Genomic DNA, 16,500 nt, shown 5'->3' with positions numbered 1-16,500 from the left:
GTTAATCGGTTGTTAATAATGACGATACAGCGCTGACCCGTAGAAAAGACAATGATAGAGGTGCGATATGTGCCACTACGTGCCGCGACGGTAATTTATTTAGTGCAGATCTCGCAGTAAACCGTCTCGCCCACGCTCAATGTTTTGGCTTGATCGATGCCAATCGCCGCCTCGACGTGTTGGCCGCTAAGGTCTAGCGCGGCGATTACACGGTCTAAGGAATGGGCACGAATATCCTTTATTTTCGCCTGCCACCTGCCCGACTCAGTGAGAGTTATCTCCTCCGGACTTAGCACAAAGCGAGTTGGCCCGGTGGTATCGGGGATCACGGCGCCTTGTTCGAGTCTTCCCTGGATAACCACCCTGCCGAGCAGCCTTGCGACGAAGTGATTGGGCGGGTTTTCTACGATCTCGTTTGTTGGAGCGTGGAGGAGAATCTTGCCGCGTTCTACCACTGCGACCTCGTCGGCCAGGCTCAAAAGGTCTAGCACATTATGGGTGACCATGACGGTGGTCCGGTCGTGGCTCGCCGCAGCTAGCAGCTTGCGCCATTGCGCAGCAGCTGCGGCGTCGACAGCAGCTAGCGGTTCATCCAACAATAAGATGGAAGGGCGTGCAGCCAGCGCGCGGACGAGGCCAGCTTGGGCAGCCTGGCCGCCCGAGAGATCGCGTGCTTTTATCTCCGCAATCTCGCTTAAGCCCGCCGCAGCAATCAATTCGGCAGTAGCGGCCTTATCGTGAGTGACCATAGTGATAGCCTCCGCGACCGTCGAGTGGGGCGGCAGCGCTGGCTTTTGCGTCAGCATCACGGCGTGGGACTCATCAGAGAGGCGACGCAGCAGTGTGGTCTTGCCGGCACCGTTGATGCCAACGACCGCCGTGGTGGCTGCTTCCTTGAAAGGCGCCAATTGGCCTGCGGCGGGCGGCAGGCTGAGTTGGCGCAGCTTGGCGACGTCGATGTCAGACTGCGCATGCGCCTGCGGCGAAGGCTCACGGTGTAGCAGCGATGGGATGCCCGCGCAGGCGAGACAGACCACAGCGAGGCCGATGAGAATCGCAGACAGCGCATAAGCGTTGTCCGCACTGACCTCGCGTTCTAGATAGATGCCGCTCGACATCGTGCGGGTGAGCCCCGGCATGGAACCGGCGAAGGTAATCGTGGTGCCAAACTCGCCGAGGCTGCGTGCAAAGGCGAGTGCTCCACCCGTGAAGATTGCCGGTGCGATGGTCGGCAGCATGACTTTGCGCCAGATGGCCCCGCGTGTCATGCCAACCCGGCGCGCGGACAGGGCCACTTCATGGTCGGTCTGGCGCAGCGCGGAGTCCACCGCCACCACTACGAAAGGAAGGGCGACGAAGGTTTGCGCCACGACGACGCCGGCGAAGGCGAAGTTTAGCTGCAAGGCATCCAAGAGTGGGGCCAAAAGGCCGCGGCGGCCCAACGCCGCGCTGAGCGCCAACCCTCCGACCACCGGCGGCATCGCCAGTGGCAAGTACACCAGCAGGCGCACCGCCTGGCCAATGCGGTTTTGCCCGTGCAACCAGATGGCTAGGCCGGTGCCGAAGAAGGTGGCAAGCAGTGCAGAAATAGCAGCCGAGGTTAGCGTGATGCGTAACAGGTCGTGGGTAGTTTCTTGAGAAAGCACCGTGCCAAGGCCCGTCCACGGAACGCGGGTGGCCAAAGCAAGTACTGGTACCGCGACGTATAAAACCGCCAAGGCGCCCGCCACGGCGAAAGGCCAGGGGGCGCGAGGTGGGGTGGTGCGCACATGCATGGAAAGCAGTTTAGTCGGCGGGCACGAAGCCATAGCGCGACCAGGTCTCGTCGAAGTCGTTAGCGAGCATGTCCAGCAACGAAGAGGCGGCATCCTGGTGCGGGCTGTTTTTGACTACGGCACCCAAGATTTGGTTGCGGAATTTCTCCGCGCCCTCGATGGGGATTACCTCCAGGTCAGGATTGGCTGCTGCATCGGTGGAGTATACCCATCCAGCATCCGCCTCGCCGCTGGCCACTTTGCCTACTACGTCGGCGACCTGGCCCTCTTTGGAATCGGCGCTCACGTGCAGGTGCTGATCTGCCATGATTTTATCGGCGATCGCCCCGCAGGGGACCGAAGGGTCGCAGCGCACGAAGTAGTCGGTCTCATCCAAGTCGTGGACGGAGTGGATATGCCCAGGATTGCCCGGCGGTACCACCATCACCATGGAGTTGGTGGCCAGTACGCGAGGCTGCTCGACATCGCCTGCGGCCACCGCCTTGTCCATGGTCTCCTGGGACGCGGTAAGCAGCACGTCGGCAGGCGCGCCTTGATGGATTTGTTCTACCAGGGAAGCAGAACCGCCATTGTTAATCAGCATGGGCGTGACGGCCTCAAGCTCATGGTTGAGCACGCGCGTTGAAGAGGCGGCGAAGACGTTGAGCTTATCCCCGCCGCCTGCGCAACCGGTAAGCGCGCAGGCGGCTAGGGCAGCAAGGCAAATAGCAGCAGATTTTTTCATAATCACCAAATTTACGCACCTGCACGATTTCGAGTGAGAGATGGGGAGGGGAAGTCGCAGAAAACTGCTACGCCACGCGGGTGAACTTGATGTGGAAGTCCTGTGGTTGTTCCTTCAGGTATTCCAGCTCAAAGGACTCTTCGCGGGCTTCGATTTCTTTGAGCAGTGGCACTGGGTTGTGCGGTGCGATAAGGATCATTGCTTCGCCGACGTTGAGGGTGCCCAGCGCGCCGTGGATAGCGCCGTGGCGCACGGCGTGTGGGATTTCGGAGGCGTTTAGGGTTGGCACTTCGCTTGCTTTGTGGGCATCAGTAATTGGCAGTTGCATGATGGTCCTTTCATTTGGTTTGAAGGCTTTGGTTTTCACCTTAGCGCCAATATTAGTACGATAAAACTCGTGAAAAATATTGCGCATCGTTTCGTGTTTCTGGCCTTTGCCGGAGCGGCGTTGCTCGTTGGTCTTTATGCGGGCGCGGCACTGCTGGGCGTCGCACCAACGTCCACAGCTGCACGTGCGCATGGACCGCTCATGGTCTTTGGCTTCGTCGGCGGAGCAATCGGCTTAGAGCGCGTAGTCGCTGTCAAGAAAACGTGGGCCTGGGCAGGGCCCATCTGCCACGTCGTGGCGGTGGTGAGCCTGCTAGTGGGCGCACCCCGGTTTGTCCCCGCCATCTTCTTTGCGTGGAGCTTCCTCATCCTCGGTGCAATTTATCTCGAGATTCATCGCCGGCAGCCCACGCTAGCCGTGCTCGTGCAGGCGGCGGGTGTTATCGGCGGCGTGGCGGCCAGCCTGTTGTGGGCCATGGCTGATTCCTTTGCCATGGCCATGCCGCTGTGCGTGCTGTACGTGGTGAGCACCATCATCGGAGAGCGCATGGAGCTTGCCCGTGTGACCATGGCCGGTACAAAAGCGGAAAACCTCATCACCGTGCTCGTTCTGGCGCTAGCAGCCGCCGGTGTCATCTTCGTCCTAGTCCCCGCGGTGGGCTACCGCTTGATGGGCCTTTTCCTCTTCGCGATTTCGGTGACCACCGTCCGCGTGGATGTGGCCAAGAATTTGGTGCACGGCACCGGCCTGCCGCGCTATTCCGCAGTCTGCATGCTGGCAGGTTACTTCTGGTTGGCGCTCGCCGGAGTCATCTGGCTGGCGTTCGGCCAAGCAACGGGCTTTGCCTATGACGCCTCGGTGCACACGGTCTTCCTGGGGTTTGTGATGTCGATGATTTTCGCACACGCGCCCATCATCCTGACCTCCGTCATTCGCAAGAAGCTGCCATATCGCACCGTGCTCTACCTGCCGGTCGCACTATTGCACGGCGGTCTTGTCCTGCGCATCGCCGCGGACGCACTCGCGCAAACAACTGTCTTCCGTGTGGGCGGCATGACTAACGTAATAGCAGTCTTGCTCTTTGTCTTAAGCGGTTTTATTTTGACCATGTGGGAGGCACATCGTGCACATCGCTGACGTTTCTTTGGCCGCACGCGGGCGCTGGCACATGATTGCCGCCTGCGTCATCGGCTTCTGGGTAGTAGCTGGGATAGTCATCAACATCGCCAGCCACCTAGGCGCAAGCGTGGTGTGGTGGGACCTCATCCATCCCTTCACCATCGGTGCGATGACCACCGCCATCATCGTCTATTCCACGCACTTCACGGAGGCACTCACGCGCATGCAGGCCCGCGGGTACAAGGGCGTGGCCTGGCGCGTGGGGATTGTCCAGGTTGGCTTGGTACTGCTGCTCGTTGACCGCGCCGGGTTTGACTGGGGCCCGCTTTCCGACGCCGCATCGCTTCTTATCATCGCTACCTTCTGCTGGCATGGCTTCGATATCTACCGGGCGCTTCGGGGATCACTGGCCGGTTTATTCGCGGTGACGGTGCCTTTCTACATCGCGGCCGCAGCATTCGTGATTGTTTCCGTGTTGCTCGTGGTGCTAGCAGCCAATGGTGTGGGCAACTATTCACTTCTGGTAGCCGCCCACTCGCGGGGCATGGTCTGGGGCTTTGCCTGGCTGACCATCGTGGCAACCGTGGTCACGCTTTTGCCTACTTTGAGCGGCACCAAGATTGCCCCCGCCGCGCGGGCGCGCTGCACTAGGGCGCTCATCGTCCACTGCGTTGGCTTGGCGCTCGCGTTGGGCCTTAATTCTTTCGGGCTTAGCCGCGCAGCAGGTATGACACAGCTGCTGGTGGTGCTAGCGGCATTGCTCATCATCCAGCCCATCCTCGCCACGCTGCTGGCGGGCAAGCCACAGCTGACCACGGCGACGGTCTCGGTCGTCGCCGGACTGTTGTGGATGCTTAGCCTCTGCGCCGCCGACGCGGTCTGCGCCATTTTAGGGGTCTACCCACGCGTGGTGACGTTGCTGCTCATGCCAGCATTCGTAGGCGCAGGTCTCATGCAACTGGTTACGGGCGTGCTGCACCACTTGTTGCCCACCCTCGTCGGCGGCGGCCCGGCCAAGGTGACACTGGGCAGAAAGGTCGCTGATTACGGCGGATACGCCCGCTTGGTGCTTATCAACCTAGGTGCGATGTTGTGCTTGCTCGGGGCCGATATAGCCGGGCTTATCATGATGGGGCTTGGCCTTATCACCAACATCTTGGCCATCGCGGTGGCCGTTTCCAAACAGAAAAGACTGGAGAACTAAATGCTCAGCGTTTCTTCTAATCAACCTCAAAAGCCACCGGCTCAGAACAACTGGGCATCGTGGATTCTCATCGGCATCGCCCTGGCCGCGGTGATTGCTCTAGCGGTTTTCAATAGCACCTCCAAGGCACAACGGGCGTCGGAAAGCGAAGGCGTTGATGCCACCGTCGTTGAGGTTAGTGTGGAAGGCATGTCCTTCGTGCCTTCTTCCATCGATGTGCCAAAGGGCACCCACCTGGTGGTGAAGTTCACGAACACCGGAGATATGGTCCATGACCTGAAGATCGGCGACAACGAAACCGGCCGCGTCGAACCCGGCAAGACCGTCGAGCTAGACGCCGGCCTCATCGAGGAGACCACCCAGGGCTACTGCACCATCGCGGGGCATAAGGCGCAGGGCATGGTCTTTGACGTCAACGTCACCGACGCGCCTGCAGAAGGCGACGCCATGGCTGGCATGCACCATCACTCAGCTAGCCACCCAGACGTGCCCAGCGCTGCCGAGCGCACCCAGGAACGGGAGGGATTTAAGGCCTTCGATGCTGCGCTGCCGGCTGCAAAGGCAACCACGCACGAGGAAACCTGGACCATGACCGAGGACGAGGTCGAGGTAGCGCCAGGTGTAAAACAAACGCGGTGGCTATTCAACGGCCAAGCCCCAGGGCCAACCTTGCGCGGCAAGGTGGGCGATAAGTTCAAGATCACCATCAAGAACGAGGGAACCATGGGCCACTCCGTGGACTTCCACGCCGGCGAGGTCAACCCGGATGAGAACATGAAGACCATCGCGCCGGGCGAGTCCCTGACTTATGAGTTCACCGCGCACCGCTCCGGCATCTGGATGTATCACTGCTCCACGGCGCCGATGAGCCTGCACATTGCCAACGGCATGGCCGGCGCGGTGGTCATCGATCCGCCAGAGCTTGGCGACGCCGATGCGGAGTACGCAATGATTGCGGACGAAATCTTCCTGGGCGACGAAAATGGCGCCGACGCCGACCGCGTCTCAAACGGCGAGTACGACCTGATGGCGTTTAATTACTATCCGAATCAGTACGACCTTGAGCCGCTGCATGCCAAGGTGGGCGATAAGGTACGCATCTGGCTGCTCAACGTGGGCCCAGACCAGCCGTTGTCTTTCCACGTGGTGGGCGAGCAATTCGACACCGTCTACAAGGAAGGCGACTTCCTCATCAAGGACCTGGATGATGCCGGCTCTCAGGCCGTGGATCTCCTACCCGCGCAGGGTGAATTCGTGGAGATGACCTTCAATGAACCCGGCACCTATAGCTTTGTCAATCACATCATGACCTCGGCTGAAAAGGGCCAGCACGGAAAGATTGTGGTCTCGCGGTAGTCATTGCTCGGCGGCGCTCCCATTCGGCGAGTTCAGCCAAGGTATCGTAGTCCTCTTCCGCGCCTGTACCCGGCACCGCGATGAGGCGAGGGACTGCGTGCAACAGCCTGCGGGCTGACTTGTTGTGCAGGCAGTCGAAGGAATCTACCGCTTGGCGCAGGCCGTCGTAATGCCACAGCGCGCACAGCGGCTGGATAAAATCGCCGCTTAAAGCCGCCGCTACCGAGGGAATTGAGCTTTGCGCTTCGCAGGCGGCGAGTTTTTCCAACAACTTTGGCAGCATTTGAGGCGAATCTGGCGCATCCACAGATAACACTGCGATATAGCGAAGTGGCGCTAAACTACGTGCTTCCAGGTTCTGCAGGCCTGCCGCGATGCCAGCTGCAGGCCCACCAAAAAGCGGATTTTCGCATACCTGCGGCAGGCCCAGCGGAAACGGGGAAACCACGCAGATCGGCGCGCCATAAGGAAGCTGCCTGCGCACGACGTCGACAAGCCTTTCGCCCCGCACACGCACCGAACCCTTATCGCGCCCGCCCATCCTGGTGCCGTGGCCGCCTGCCAGGATGATGACTCCTAGCTCGTGCGGTTTGTAGTTCAGCATTGCCTAGGTTTTAGGAAGCTCGCGGCTCCAGTCGCCGGAACGGCCACCGGACTTTGCAGTGATCCCACAGCGGCGGATAAATGCGGAGCGGTCGACGCCTTTGACCATATCGATGATGGACAGCGCCGCAACGTTGACCGCGGTAAGCGCCTCCATCTCCACACCGGTGCGATCGGCGGTTCGCACCGTTGCCTCGATGAAGACATGGTCGTCTCGGATTTCCAGATCGACCGAGCAACCATGCACGCCGATGGTGTGGGCGAGGGGAAGCAGTTCCGGGACCTTCTTGGCCGCCGAGATACCGGCGATGCGCGCGACCGCTAGCACGTCGCCCTTGGGAACCGTGCCGTCGCGAAGCGCAGAAAGAACCTCAGGAGAACACGCAACCTCGCCTTGCGCGGTAGCGGAACGGACGGTGGGCTGCTTTTCTGTCACATCCACCATGTAGGCGGAGCCGGAGGAATTGAGATGGGTAAATTTCATAGGGTCTAGTCTAATTAAGGCCTAATCGAGAATTAATAGCCAACCACGCGGACTTCATCGCCAGCCTGAATTTCGGAGGTCACCTCAACCAGGCCGCACGTGCCGTGGAGCGAGGCTACGAAGTGGCTGCTCAACCCGCTGGCAAAGGGGTACGCCACGACGGCCTCACCGAACTCCAAGCGCGTGGGCACATATGCCGTGCCGTGCTTGTGTGCCATGGGGAACTCCTCCCCGGCGCGCGCGACGATGGTGCGCCCGCTGCAGACCTTCGTGCGGGCAGGGCGCCCGCTCAAGGCCTCGAGGAAAGGCGAAACATAAAGATGGTAGGAAACAAAAGCCGCTACGGGATTGCCCGGCAGGGAGATAACCGGCAAACCTCCATAGAGGGAAAAACCTTGCGGCGTGCCCGGCTTTTGCTTGACCCCGCCGAACCAAGCCTTACAGTCCTCTGCGGCCTGGAGCGCGGTCTGCGTGACGTCGAAGGCGCCGGCGGAAACACCGCCCGTCGTGATTACTACCTCGTGGGAATGAAACAGCTGCTCAATCGTCTCGCGCAGCTGCTCCGGGGAGTCGGAAGAGCGCATGTGCGTTACCACCGCATGCGGGATGGTGGAGCGAATCAGCGATTCGATCATCGGCCCATTCGAATCGGGTAGCTGGCCCGGCTCGAGGCTCGAGCCCTCGACCAGTTCGTCGCCGGAGGAGACCACGCCTACGAGAACGGGGCGGTAGACGCGAACATGCGTGATGCCAGCCGAAATCAGCGCGGCAATAAGGCCGGCATTAACCACGGTGCCCGGCTTGGCGATGTTCGCGCCCTCCCGAACGTTTTCTCCCTTCGGGCGGATGTGCGTGCGCCTTGGCGTCTCGTTGATGGTGACCTCACTCGGCAGCTCGTGTGGGCCGGCTGGAATATCGGTCAACTCCACTGGGACTACAACTAGGCCATCGTTGTCCTCCGGAACCGGCGCGCCGGTCATGATGCGCACCGCCTTGCCCGCTGGCACCTCCATGGGTGCCTGGCCCGCCGGAACGTCGCCTGCGACGGGCAAACGCGCAGGCAGCTCAACCAGATCCTTTAGGTGTACCAAGAAGCCATCCATCGCAGAGTTGCTAAAAGGCGGCACTGCTAGGCGCGCAGTAACGTCTTCTGCAATGACGCGGCCTAGAAGTTTCTCGTTGACTGGCTGGGCTTCCGGAAATGCCTCTACCGGCACCGGCCGGGCGTGAGACATTATCGCCTCGAAATGTTCTTGTGGGGTGCGCATGCTTTTCAAACTAGATCCTTAGCCTTTAGCCACCGATTGCTGCCATCAAACGATCCGGCTGCAAGAAACCCTCGTCATTCACGCCGTGGCCGGGCAGCTTCGCCCACATTTCTGCGGCCCAGGCCTCCATGAGCTCTTCATCGCTGGCGCCCGCGCGCATGAGGTCGCGAAGAGAGGTCTCCGAATTACCGAATAGGCAATTGCGCACCGCACCGTCAGTTGTCAGACGCGTGCGATCGCAGGAACCACAAAAGGAGCGGGTGACTGAGGCGATGACGCCGATTTGTCCTATCTCGTGGCCTCCGCGATAGACATTCCACAGTGACGCCGGGGCAGAGCCGCGCGGCTCATCAGCGGGGGAGAGCTCGAAGGACTCGCCGAGGCGGGCCAAGATATCGTCCGCGGTCACCATATCCTCGCGCCGCCACTTATCGCGCGGGCCCAGCGGCATCTGCTCGATAAAACGCAGCTGTGCGCCTGCCTCAATGCAGTATTCCGCCAGCGGGATAATAGAATCCTCGTTAATGCCCGGCATCACTACCGCATTGACCTTGACTGGGTGCAGCCCGGCGCGGGTCGCGGCTTCGATGGCTGTGAAGACATCCTGGATGCGGTCGCGCCGGGTTAGCCGGGCATAAAGCTCGCGGTCGGTTGTATCGAGCGAGATGTTCACGCGGTCGAGGCCTGCTTCCACCAATCCATCGATACGCCGGTCGAGGCCCAAGCCGTTCGTGGTCAGTGCGGTAGACGGTGATTTACCTTCGTCGGTGCGCAATTGCTTAGTAGCAGCGACAATCTTCTCCAAAGACTTGCGCAGGAGCGGTTCGCCGCCGGTGAAACGTACCTGGCGGATGCCTAGCTTTTCGACGCCGATGCGGATGAGGCGGATCGTTTCCTCATCGCTCAAGGTTTCTGCGGTGGGAAACCACTCGAGACCTTCGGCTGGCATGCAATACGTGCAGCGGAGATTGCAGCGATCAGTAAGCGAAACGCGCAGGTCGCGGGCCCTGCGGCCGTATTTGTCTAGAAGCGGATAAGTCATTGTCGTCCTAGTCTATAGGCAGAGTGGTCTTATCCATATTAACCCGGAAAAATTCGCGTTTAATCCGGGGGCTAGTCACGGGGCGGGAAATGCTGTGGCAAGTCATCCAGGCGCTGTGACTCGCCAGGGCCTTTCAATCGAATGATGTTGTATTCGCCTTCAGCCAAGTGTGAACGCAGGTCCTTCTTATCGAACTTGCCCACCGAGGTTTTGTCGATGTGCTTTACGAAGGTCCAGTACTCCGGCAGCATCCACGAAGGCAGCTCCTTGCGCATACCCTCGCGGATGCGCTCGGCGGTTTCGATTGTCGGAGAAAACCCTGGTGCCAACACCGTTACCGCCAGAGGGCGTTCCACCCACTGTTTATCCGGATAACCGATGACGGCGGCTTCCACGACGACCGGGTTAGCCATGATGAGGTTTTCGAGCTGGACCGAATAGATCCACTCGCCGCCAGAGCGGATGACGTCGCGGGCGCGGTCTTCGATGGTCAAGAAGCCGTCTTCCGTTACCGAGCCGACGTCGCCAGTGCGCAGCCAGCCATCCGCGGTGAATTTGGATTTGGCATCCTCGACTTGCTTGCCGCGGAACTCGTCGGCACTACCGCTCGGTTCAGAAGTGGGCGAGTGGTAGTAGGAGCCGGTAACGAGGTTGCCGCGGACCTGGATCTCGCCGGCATTGCGGTCGGACTTGGGCACGACGACGCCGTCATTGACCACACGGTATTGCAAGGAGGCCGGGAAGCGTCCTTGGGATATGCGGTATGCCCAGCGGGTATCGCCATCGGCACCCTGGGGTGGGCGGGCCACCGTGCCCACCGTGGTGGTTTCCACCATGCCCCACACGTGCACGACGTCGACGCCGTAGCGCTCCTCCCACATTTTGATCAGCTGCGGCGGGACGGGGGAGCCGCCGGCGAAGATCTCGGTCAGCGTCATGCGGCTTGGGGGATTTTTGAGATAGTGCGCGAAAAGCTGAATCCAAATGGTGGGCACGCCATGCGCCACGCGGGGCGAGGTGGCAGCGATGATGCTAGCAAGCGTCGGTGCGGATACGTCGGCGTCGGGAAGCACTAGTGGCGTGCCCGTCATAAAGGCGGCAAAGGGAACGCCCCAGCTGAGCACGTGATAAATCGGGATGCAGCACAGGAAGGTCTCGCCGTGGGTAACGCACAGCGAATCGGAGGCGCGCAACTGCATGCTCTCCAGGTAGAGTGCGCGGTGGGAATAGACCACGCCTTTGGGCGCGCCAGTGGTGCCGGTGGAATAGCACAAGGCGGCCGACGTCCGCTCGTCTAGCTCAGGCCAGTTGTACTCGGTAGGGCGGCCGTCGAGTAGCGCCTCATAGGAATAGACCTCGACGCCAGCGCCAAACTTGCCCAGGTAGTCGGCGGGATCGGTTAGACCAATGAGAACCACCGCACGCACGGTTTTTACGCCGTTTAAGACCTTAGCCAGCTGATCTTTTAAGCGCGGATCGGCAACTACAATTTCCGCTTCGGAGTGGTTAATGATGTGGCGAATCTGATCATTCATTAACTGCTTGTTTAGCGGGGTAAAAATAGCACCCTTGCAGGCAGTGGCGAACATGACCTCTAGGTGTTCAGCACAGTTCCACATGAAAGATGCCACGCGCTGGTCCCCAGTAATGCCCAACTCATCGTGCAATGCGTGCGCGAATGCGGCCGCGCGTGCGCCGATGGCGGCGAAGTCGGTGGTTTCCGGCTCACTATGGTTGCGCCACGTGGTCACCTGCGTCTGCCCATGCACCGTCGATCCGTATTCCAGGATGCGGGTCAGGGACAGGGGGATATCCTGCATGGTAGAAAGCATGAGTCCTACTTTAGCGGTGTCACTTCCGGCGCGGGATGCTAATACGGTATAGTGGCTCGTGACTGACGCGGTCTAGCCCGAATTTTAGGAAAGCTCCCGCGTAACCGAGTATTGCAGAACCGCCGCAGAGCGTTTCTTTTTCTCGCTCGCAGTCGCCTTCTATCAATTCTCCTCCGTGGCATTCCTTTTCCCAGAGGAGAGGCCTAGATATCTCACCGCCCGCGGCTTCCCGCTTGTGGCGGCATGCACCATAAAAATACAGATTGGCTTCCAGCGCTTAAGCCGGACTGCAGGCGAAAAGCATTTAGACGCTGGTGAAGCGACGAAAGGATATCCGTGAGCAATACGGACAAAGCCGCAGCACAGGATTACGCATCCATGAAGCTGCCGGAACTGCGCAAGCTGGCTGCCGAGCGCGGCCTGCGCGGCATCTCGGGTCTGCGCAAGGGCGATCTGATCACCGCCCTGAGCACTGGCCAGGTACCTGCGAAGGCAGAAAAGGCGGAAAAGCCACAGCGCCGCACACGTAAGCCCTCTGAAGAGAAGCCGGCAAAGGCTGAGGATAACGCCAAGGATAGTGGCGAAGACAAGGCCCAAGAAAAGGGTGAGAAGAACGAGGAGCAGCGCTACGAGTCGCGCTCCCAGGCTCGCCGTGCCCGCCGCAACCGCGCCCGCCGCCAGGAGCGCGAGAACGCCGAGGCAAAGCAGGAGGGCGCTAAGGAAGAGGCCAAGGAGCCGAACAAGGATTCCGAGAACTCTAACGACAATCGCGATAACAATAACCGTGACAACCGTGATAACGGCGAGCGCAACCGCGGCAACCGCAACCGCCGCCATGATGACGATGACAACAACGGTGGCGGCCGCCGCAACCGCCGTAACCGTCGCAACCGCCGCAACCGCGGTGGTAATGACAACAACGGCGGCAACGATCTCCAGATCCGCGAGGGCGATGAAGTCCAGGCAGTAGGCGGCATCCTCGAGGTCGTCGACAACAACGTGGCTTTCCTGCGCACCACCGGTTACCGCGCGGCAAGCTCTGACGTCTTTGTCAACAACAACTTGGTCCGGCGCTTGGGCCTGCGCTCTGGCGACGCCGTGACCGGCCAGGTCAAGGTCTCTGGCCCAACTCATACCCACGGCAATGGCCGTAATCGCCGCAAGTACAACCAGTTGGTGCAGGTTGACACGGTAAACGGCATGGAGCCAGCAGCGGCACAGGACCGTCCACACTTCTCCAAGCTGACCCCGCTGTACCCGAACCAGCGTCTGCGCCTGGAAACGGATCCGAAGATCCTGACCACCCGCGTTATCGACCTCATCATGCCTATCGGCAAGGGCCAGCGTGCGCTGATTGTTTCCCCGCCGAAGGCCGGTAAGACCACCATTTTGCAGAACATCGCCAACGCGATTTCCGCGAATAACCCAGAGTGCTACCTCATGGTCGTCCTAGTAGACGAGCGCCCAGAAGAGGTCACCGACATGCAGCGCAGCGTCAAGGGTGAGGTCATTGCCTCTACCTTCGACCGCCCGCCATCAGAGCACACCTCCGTTGCCGAGCTGGCCATCGAGCGCGCGAAGCGCTTGGTGGAGCAGGGCAAGGACGTCGTGGTTCTCTTGGACTCGATTACCCGCCTGGGCCGTGCCTACAACAACTCCTCCCCAGCATCCGGCCGCATCCTCTCCGGCGGTGTGGACTCCAACGCGCTCTACCCACCGAAGCGCTTTCTGGGTGCTGCCCGCAATATCGAAAACGGCGGTTCCCTTACCATCATCGCCACCGCGATGGTGGAGACCGGCTCCACCGGTGACACGGTCATCTTCGAGGAGTTCAAGGGCACCGGCAACGCCGAGCTCAAGCTCGACCGCGCCATTTCCGAGCGTCGCATCTTCCCGGCCGTGGACGTTAACCCATCCGGCACCCGCAAGGACGAACTGCTGCTCGTTCCGGAGGAAGCGCGCATCATGACCAAGCTGCGTCGCATCCTTTCTGGTTTGGATTCCTTCGCCGCTATCGACTTGCTCATCAAGCAGCTGAAGAAGACCCGCTCCAACGGCGAGTTCTTGATGCAGGTGGCAAGCTCTGCGCCGATGGTCGCTGACAAGGAAGCTGAGGATTACATCTAATGGCTAATCAAGTTTCCCTCGTAGACGACATTGTCTCTGAGTACCAGGGCATCGAGATGCAGATGGGCGATCCCGAGGTCGCTGGCGATCAGACGATGTTCCGTAAGCTGTCTAAGCGCTATGCCGAGCTGCGTCCAATCGTCGCGGTCAACAACGAGCTAGAGCAGGCTCGTCAGGACCTCGAAGATGTCAAGGAAATGGCCTACGAGGACCATGACTTCCAGGACGAAGTCGACCGCCTTGAGCCGCTCGTCGTTGAACTGGAGGAAAAGCTCGCTGACCTACTCGCTCCGCGTGACGAGCACGACTCCGAAGACATCATTATGGAGATCAAGGCTGGCGCCGGCGGCGAGGAGGCCGCATTGTTCGCCGGCGATCTCGCGCGAATGTACGAGCGTTATGCTGACAAAGCTGGTTTCCAGTGGGAGGTCTTGGGCCTCAACGAGTCCGACTTGGGTGGCGTGAAGGACATGTCCATCTCGTTTAAGTCCAAGACCCCGTCTCGCGACGGCGCTTGGTCCGTATTCAAGTTCGAGGGCGGCGTCCACCGCGTCCAACGCGTCCCGGTGACCGAGTCTCAGGGCCGCATCCAGACCTCAGCAGCCGGCGTGCTGGTTTACCCGGAGCCGGATGAGGTCGAATCCGTCAACATCGACGAAAAGGATCTGCGCATCGACGTCTACCGCTCGTCCGGTAAGGGCGGCCAGGGCGTTAACACCACTGACTCCGCAGTCCGCATTACCCACCTGCCGACTGGCCTGGTGGTCACCTGCCAGAAGGAACGTTCCCAGATTCAGAACAAGGCCCGCGCATTGCAGGTGCTGCAGGCACGCCTGGATCAGATCGAGCGCGAAGCCCGTGAGGCTGAGGCAGGGGAGCAACGTGCATCCCAGGTGCGCACCTTGGACCGCTCCGAGCGTATTCGCACCTATAATTGGCCGGAAAACCGCATCACTGATCACCGCATCGGCTACAAGGCGAATAACCTGGATTCCGTTCTCAACGGCGATATGCAGGATCTGATCACCGCTTTGCAGGCTCAAGAGCGCGCCGAGCGCTTGGAGGCGGAAGACTAGAGGTGGATACCTACGCAATGGCGCTTCGCGATGCCGCGGAGCGCTTTCGCGCATCTGGAGTACCTAGCCCGGAGTGGGACGCACGAGTGCTTGCTTCCGAGCTCATTGGATGTGGGCATATGGACATCCCACTGGATGCCCAACCCATTCCCGGCTTTGCCATCGCCTATGAGGGCTGGGTCGCGCGCCGTGAGGCTCGCGAGCCGCTGCAGCACATTTTGGGCACGGCGTGGTTTGGCCCGCTCGAGCTCAAGGTAGGCTCAGGCGTGTTTATTCCACGCCCAGAAACGGAAGTCCTGGCGGATTGGGGAGTGCGGGTGCTTCGCGACGTCGCCAAGCCCCGCGTTGTCGACTTGTGTACCGGCAGCGGGGCACTGGCCGCCTATGTAAAGAATGAGCGGCCGGACGCGGATGTATTCGCGGTCGAGCTTTCTGAAGATGCGCTGCCTTTTGCCCGCAGCAATCTTGCCCAAGGCGTGCATCTGGTCCACGGCGATGCAACAGACTTCTCGCTTCTGGCCGAACTCGACGGCACCGTCGATCTCGTGCTCACGAATCCGCCTTATGTTCCAGAGACGCCGGACCTAGAGCCCGAGGTCTACCGCGACCCGCACATGGCGGTCTTCGGCGGCGTCGATGGCATGGAGGTCATCGACCGCCTCGTGCCTCGCATTGCGAAGTTACTGCGTCCCGGCGGGAAAGTGGGCATCGAGCACGACGATGCCACGAGCAAGGCTGTGCAAGTTGCGTTGCTGAATTCTGGGCGGTTCCACGATGTCGCAGTGCTGCGAGACCTAACAGGTACCGCGCGTTTTGTAACTGCTATTAAAAGTGCGACTGCCACCCCGGCGGGAGTACAGTAGGTTGGTCTGAACACACGAAGTGAGGAAAGAATGCAGGGAAAGATTTATAACTGTGCCGATAAGGCAGAGCGTGAAGAAGGCCTAGCCATCGCGGTCAAAGCAGCAAAGTCTGGCCGCCTCGTCGTGATGCCTACTGACACGTTGTACGGCCTCGGCTGCGACGCCTTCGACAACGACGCTGTGGCCAGCCTCCTTGCAACCAAGCAGCGTGGCCCCGATATGCCCGTTCCGGTCCTCGTGGGGTCCTGGGACACCATCCGCGGTCTCGTCGCGGAGTACACCGATACTGCGCGAGCACTCGTCGAGGCCTTTTGGCCCGGTGGACTTTCCATCGTGGTCCCGCAGGCGCCTTCCTTGCCATGGAATTTGGGAGATACCCGCGGCACGGTGATGTTGCGCATGCCGCTGCATCCCATTGCCATCGAGCTTCTGCGCGAGGTTGGCCCGATGGCTGTGTCCTCCGCGAATATTTCCGGGCACCAGCCACCGACCACCGCGCTGGCCGCAAAGCAGCAGCTTGGTAAAGCCGTTACCGTTTACTTGGACGGTGGCGAGACTGCCGTTGGCAAGCCTTCCACCATCATCGATTTGTCTGGTGAGCACCCATACCTGCTGCGTGAGGGCGCGCTTTCTGCCGAAGAAATCGCTGAGGTCATTGGCGTGAGCGCCGAGTCGCTGCGCACTCGCCCCACTGCCTAA

General features: G+C 60.5%; 15 protein-coding genes. 7 read left to right on the top strand and 8 right to left on the bottom strand.

The window, feature by feature from the left end; translation table 11 throughout:
* Window positions 1-95 precede the first annotated feature (95 nt).
* The 3 genes from HMPREF2888_RS09055 to HMPREF2888_RS09045 form a co-directional block, all read right to left on the bottom strand.
* Window positions 96-1,775, bottom strand: a complete 1,680-nt coding sequence (locus HMPREF2888_RS09055) for an ATP-binding cassette domain-containing protein (RefSeq protein WP_070518657.1) — start codon at window positions 1,773-1,775, stop codon at window positions 96-98.
* A 10-nt stretch (window positions 1,776-1,785) separates the two neighbouring features.
* A complete protein-coding gene (gene modA, locus HMPREF2888_RS09050; protein ID WP_070432836.1) occupies window positions 1,786-2,499 on the bottom strand; it encodes a molybdate ABC transporter substrate-binding protein in 714 nt (237 codons plus the stop codon).
* A gap of 67 nt (window positions 2,500-2,566) precedes the next feature.
* Complete coding sequence (locus tag HMPREF2888_RS09045) at window positions 2,567-2,827, bottom strand: DUF2249 domain-containing protein (RefSeq protein WP_061921912.1); 261 nt, start codon at window positions 2,825-2,827, stop codon at window positions 2,567-2,569.
* A 69-nt stretch (window positions 2,828-2,896) separates the two neighbouring features.
* Between HMPREF2888_RS09045 and HMPREF2888_RS09040 the strand changes: the two genes are divergently transcribed.
* Genes HMPREF2888_RS09040 through HMPREF2888_RS09030 form a run of 3 tightly spaced genes read left to right on the top strand, consistent with a single transcriptional unit; the run spans window position 2,897 to window position 6,506 of the window.
* Window positions 2,897-3,964: a hypothetical protein gene (locus HMPREF2888_RS09040; protein ID WP_235591034.1), complete on the top strand. Its 1,068-nt coding sequence runs from the start codon at window positions 2,897-2,899 to the stop codon at window positions 3,962-3,964.
* Window positions 3,951-5,150, top strand: a complete 1,200-nt coding sequence (locus HMPREF2888_RS09035) for a beta-carotene 15,15'-monooxygenase (RefSeq protein ID WP_070456182.1) — start codon at window positions 3,951-3,953, stop codon at window positions 5,148-5,150. The genes HMPREF2888_RS09040 and HMPREF2888_RS09035 overlap by 14 nt, the downstream gene beginning before the upstream one ends.
* Window positions 5,151-6,506, top strand: coding sequence for a multicopper oxidase domain-containing protein (locus tag HMPREF2888_RS09030; protein WP_070518656.1), 1,356 nt, complete (start codon window positions 5,151-5,153; stop codon window positions 6,504-6,506). It begins immediately after the preceding gene.
* Here HMPREF2888_RS09030 and HMPREF2888_RS09025 read toward each other — a convergent pair.
* The 5 genes from HMPREF2888_RS09025 to HMPREF2888_RS09005 all read right to left on the bottom strand — a co-directional run bounded on the left by HMPREF2888_RS09025 (window position 6,454) and on the right by HMPREF2888_RS09005 (window position 11,735).
* Window positions 6,454-7,110 carry a molybdenum cofactor guanylyltransferase gene (locus tag HMPREF2888_RS09025; protein ID WP_070518655.1) on the bottom strand — a complete coding sequence of 219 codons (657 nt, stop codon included), beginning with the start codon at window positions 7,108-7,110 and terminating at the stop codon, window positions 6,454-6,456. The genes HMPREF2888_RS09030 and HMPREF2888_RS09025 overlap by 53 nt on opposite strands.
* A gap of 3 nt (window positions 7,111-7,113) precedes the next feature.
* Window positions 7,114-7,593, bottom strand: a complete 480-nt coding sequence (gene moaC, locus HMPREF2888_RS09020) for a cyclic pyranopterin monophosphate synthase MoaC (protein WP_061921938.1) — start codon at window positions 7,591-7,593, stop codon at window positions 7,114-7,116.
* A 32-nt stretch (window positions 7,594-7,625) separates the two neighbouring features.
* The gene (locus tag HMPREF2888_RS09015; RefSeq protein WP_070518654.1) at window positions 7,626-8,861 is read right to left on the bottom strand and encodes a molybdopterin molybdotransferase MoeA; all 1,236 of its coding nucleotides are present in this window, start codon (window positions 8,859-8,861) and stop codon (window positions 7,626-7,628) included.
* A 25-nt stretch (window positions 8,862-8,886) separates the two neighbouring features.
* Window positions 8,887-9,903: a GTP 3',8-cyclase MoaA gene (gene moaA, locus HMPREF2888_RS09010; RefSeq protein ID WP_070518653.1), complete on the bottom strand. Its 1,017-nt coding sequence runs from the start codon at window positions 9,901-9,903 to the stop codon at window positions 8,887-8,889.
* Between the two features lie 71 nt (window positions 9,904-9,974).
* Window positions 9,975-11,735: a long-chain fatty-acid--CoA ligase gene (locus HMPREF2888_RS09005; RefSeq protein ID WP_070518652.1), complete on the bottom strand. Its 1,761-nt coding sequence runs from the start codon at window positions 11,733-11,735 to the stop codon at window positions 9,975-9,977.
* Between the two features lie 336 nt (window positions 11,736-12,071).
* On the opposite strand from HMPREF2888_RS09005, the gene rho reads away from it, so the two are divergent.
* From rho to HMPREF2888_RS08985, 4 genes are read left to right on the top strand one after another with little or no spacing between them, the layout of a single operon-like run.
* The gene (gene rho, locus HMPREF2888_RS09000) at window positions 12,072-13,862 is read left to right on the top strand and encodes a transcription termination factor Rho (protein WP_070518651.1); all 1,791 of its coding nucleotides are present in this window, start codon (window positions 12,072-12,074) and stop codon (window positions 13,860-13,862) included.
* Window positions 13,862-14,938, top strand: coding sequence for a peptide chain release factor 1 (gene prfA / locus HMPREF2888_RS08995; RefSeq protein WP_070518650.1), 1,077 nt, complete (start codon window positions 13,862-13,864; stop codon window positions 14,936-14,938). The genes rho and prfA overlap by 1 nt, the downstream gene beginning before the upstream one ends.
* A gap of 17 nt (window positions 14,939-14,955) precedes the next feature.
* Window positions 14,956-15,801 carry a peptide chain release factor N(5)-glutamine methyltransferase gene (gene prmC / locus HMPREF2888_RS08990; RefSeq protein ID WP_070518699.1) on the top strand — a complete coding sequence of 282 codons (846 nt, stop codon included), beginning with the start codon at window positions 14,956-14,958 and terminating at the stop codon, window positions 15,799-15,801.
* Between the two features lie 30 nt (window positions 15,802-15,831).
* The gene (locus HMPREF2888_RS08985) at window positions 15,832-16,500 is read left to right on the top strand and encodes an L-threonylcarbamoyladenylate synthase (RefSeq protein ID WP_061921957.1); all 669 of its coding nucleotides are present in this window, start codon (window positions 15,832-15,834) and stop codon (window positions 16,498-16,500) included.

The sequence above is a fragment of the Corynebacterium sp. HMSC077D03 genome (genome assembly GCF_001808545.1).
Taxonomy (GTDB): domain Bacteria; phylum Actinomycetota; class Actinomycetes; order Mycobacteriales; family Mycobacteriaceae; genus Corynebacterium; species Corynebacterium simulans.
This window is presented reverse-complemented; position numbering and strand designations above follow the sequence as displayed.

Excerpts from the sequence above, each read along its gene's own strand:
- moaA (WP_070518653.1), bottom strand. The coding sequence starts at position 9,903 with ATGACTTATCCGCTTCTAGACAAATACGGCCGCAGGGCCCGCGACCTG.
- HMPREF2888_RS09025 (WP_070518655.1), bottom strand. The coding sequence starts at position 7,110 with ATGCTGAACTACAAACCGCACGAGCTAGGAGTCATCATCCTGGCAGGC.
- moaC (WP_061921938.1), bottom strand. The coding sequence starts at position 7,593 with ATGAAATTTACCCATCTCAATTCCTCCGGCTCCGCCTACATGGTGGAT.
- HMPREF2888_RS09005 (WP_070518652.1), bottom strand. The coding sequence starts at position 11,735 with ATGCTTTCTACCATGCAGGATATCCCCCTGTCCCTGACCCGCATCCTG.
- HMPREF2888_RS09030 (WP_070518656.1), top strand. The coding sequence starts at position 5,151 with ATGCTCAGCGTTTCTTCTAATCAACCTCAAAAGCCACCGGCTCAGAAC.
- HMPREF2888_RS09015 (WP_070518654.1), bottom strand. The coding sequence starts at position 8,861 with ATGCGCACCCCACAAGAACATTTCGAGGCGATAATGTCTCACGCCCGG.
- HMPREF2888_RS09055 (WP_070518657.1), bottom strand. The coding sequence starts at position 1,775 with ATGCATGTGCGCACCACCCCACCTCGCGCCCCCTGGCCTTTCGCCGTG.
- prmC (WP_070518699.1), top strand. The coding sequence starts at position 14,956 with ATGGCGCTTCGCGATGCCGCGGAGCGCTTTCGCGCATCTGGAGTACCT.
- HMPREF2888_RS09045 (WP_061921912.1), bottom strand. The coding sequence starts at position 2,827 with ATGCAACTGCCAATTACTGATGCCCACAAAGCAAGCGAAGTGCCAACC.
- modA (WP_070432836.1), bottom strand. The coding sequence starts at position 2,499 with ATGAAAAAATCTGCTGCTATTTGCCTTGCTGCCCTAGCCGCCTGCGCG.
- prfA (WP_070518650.1), top strand. The coding sequence starts at position 13,862 with ATGGCTAATCAAGTTTCCCTCGTAGACGACATTGTCTCTGAGTACCAG.
- HMPREF2888_RS08985 (WP_061921957.1), top strand. The coding sequence starts at position 15,832 with ATGCAGGGAAAGATTTATAACTGTGCCGATAAGGCAGAGCGTGAAGAA.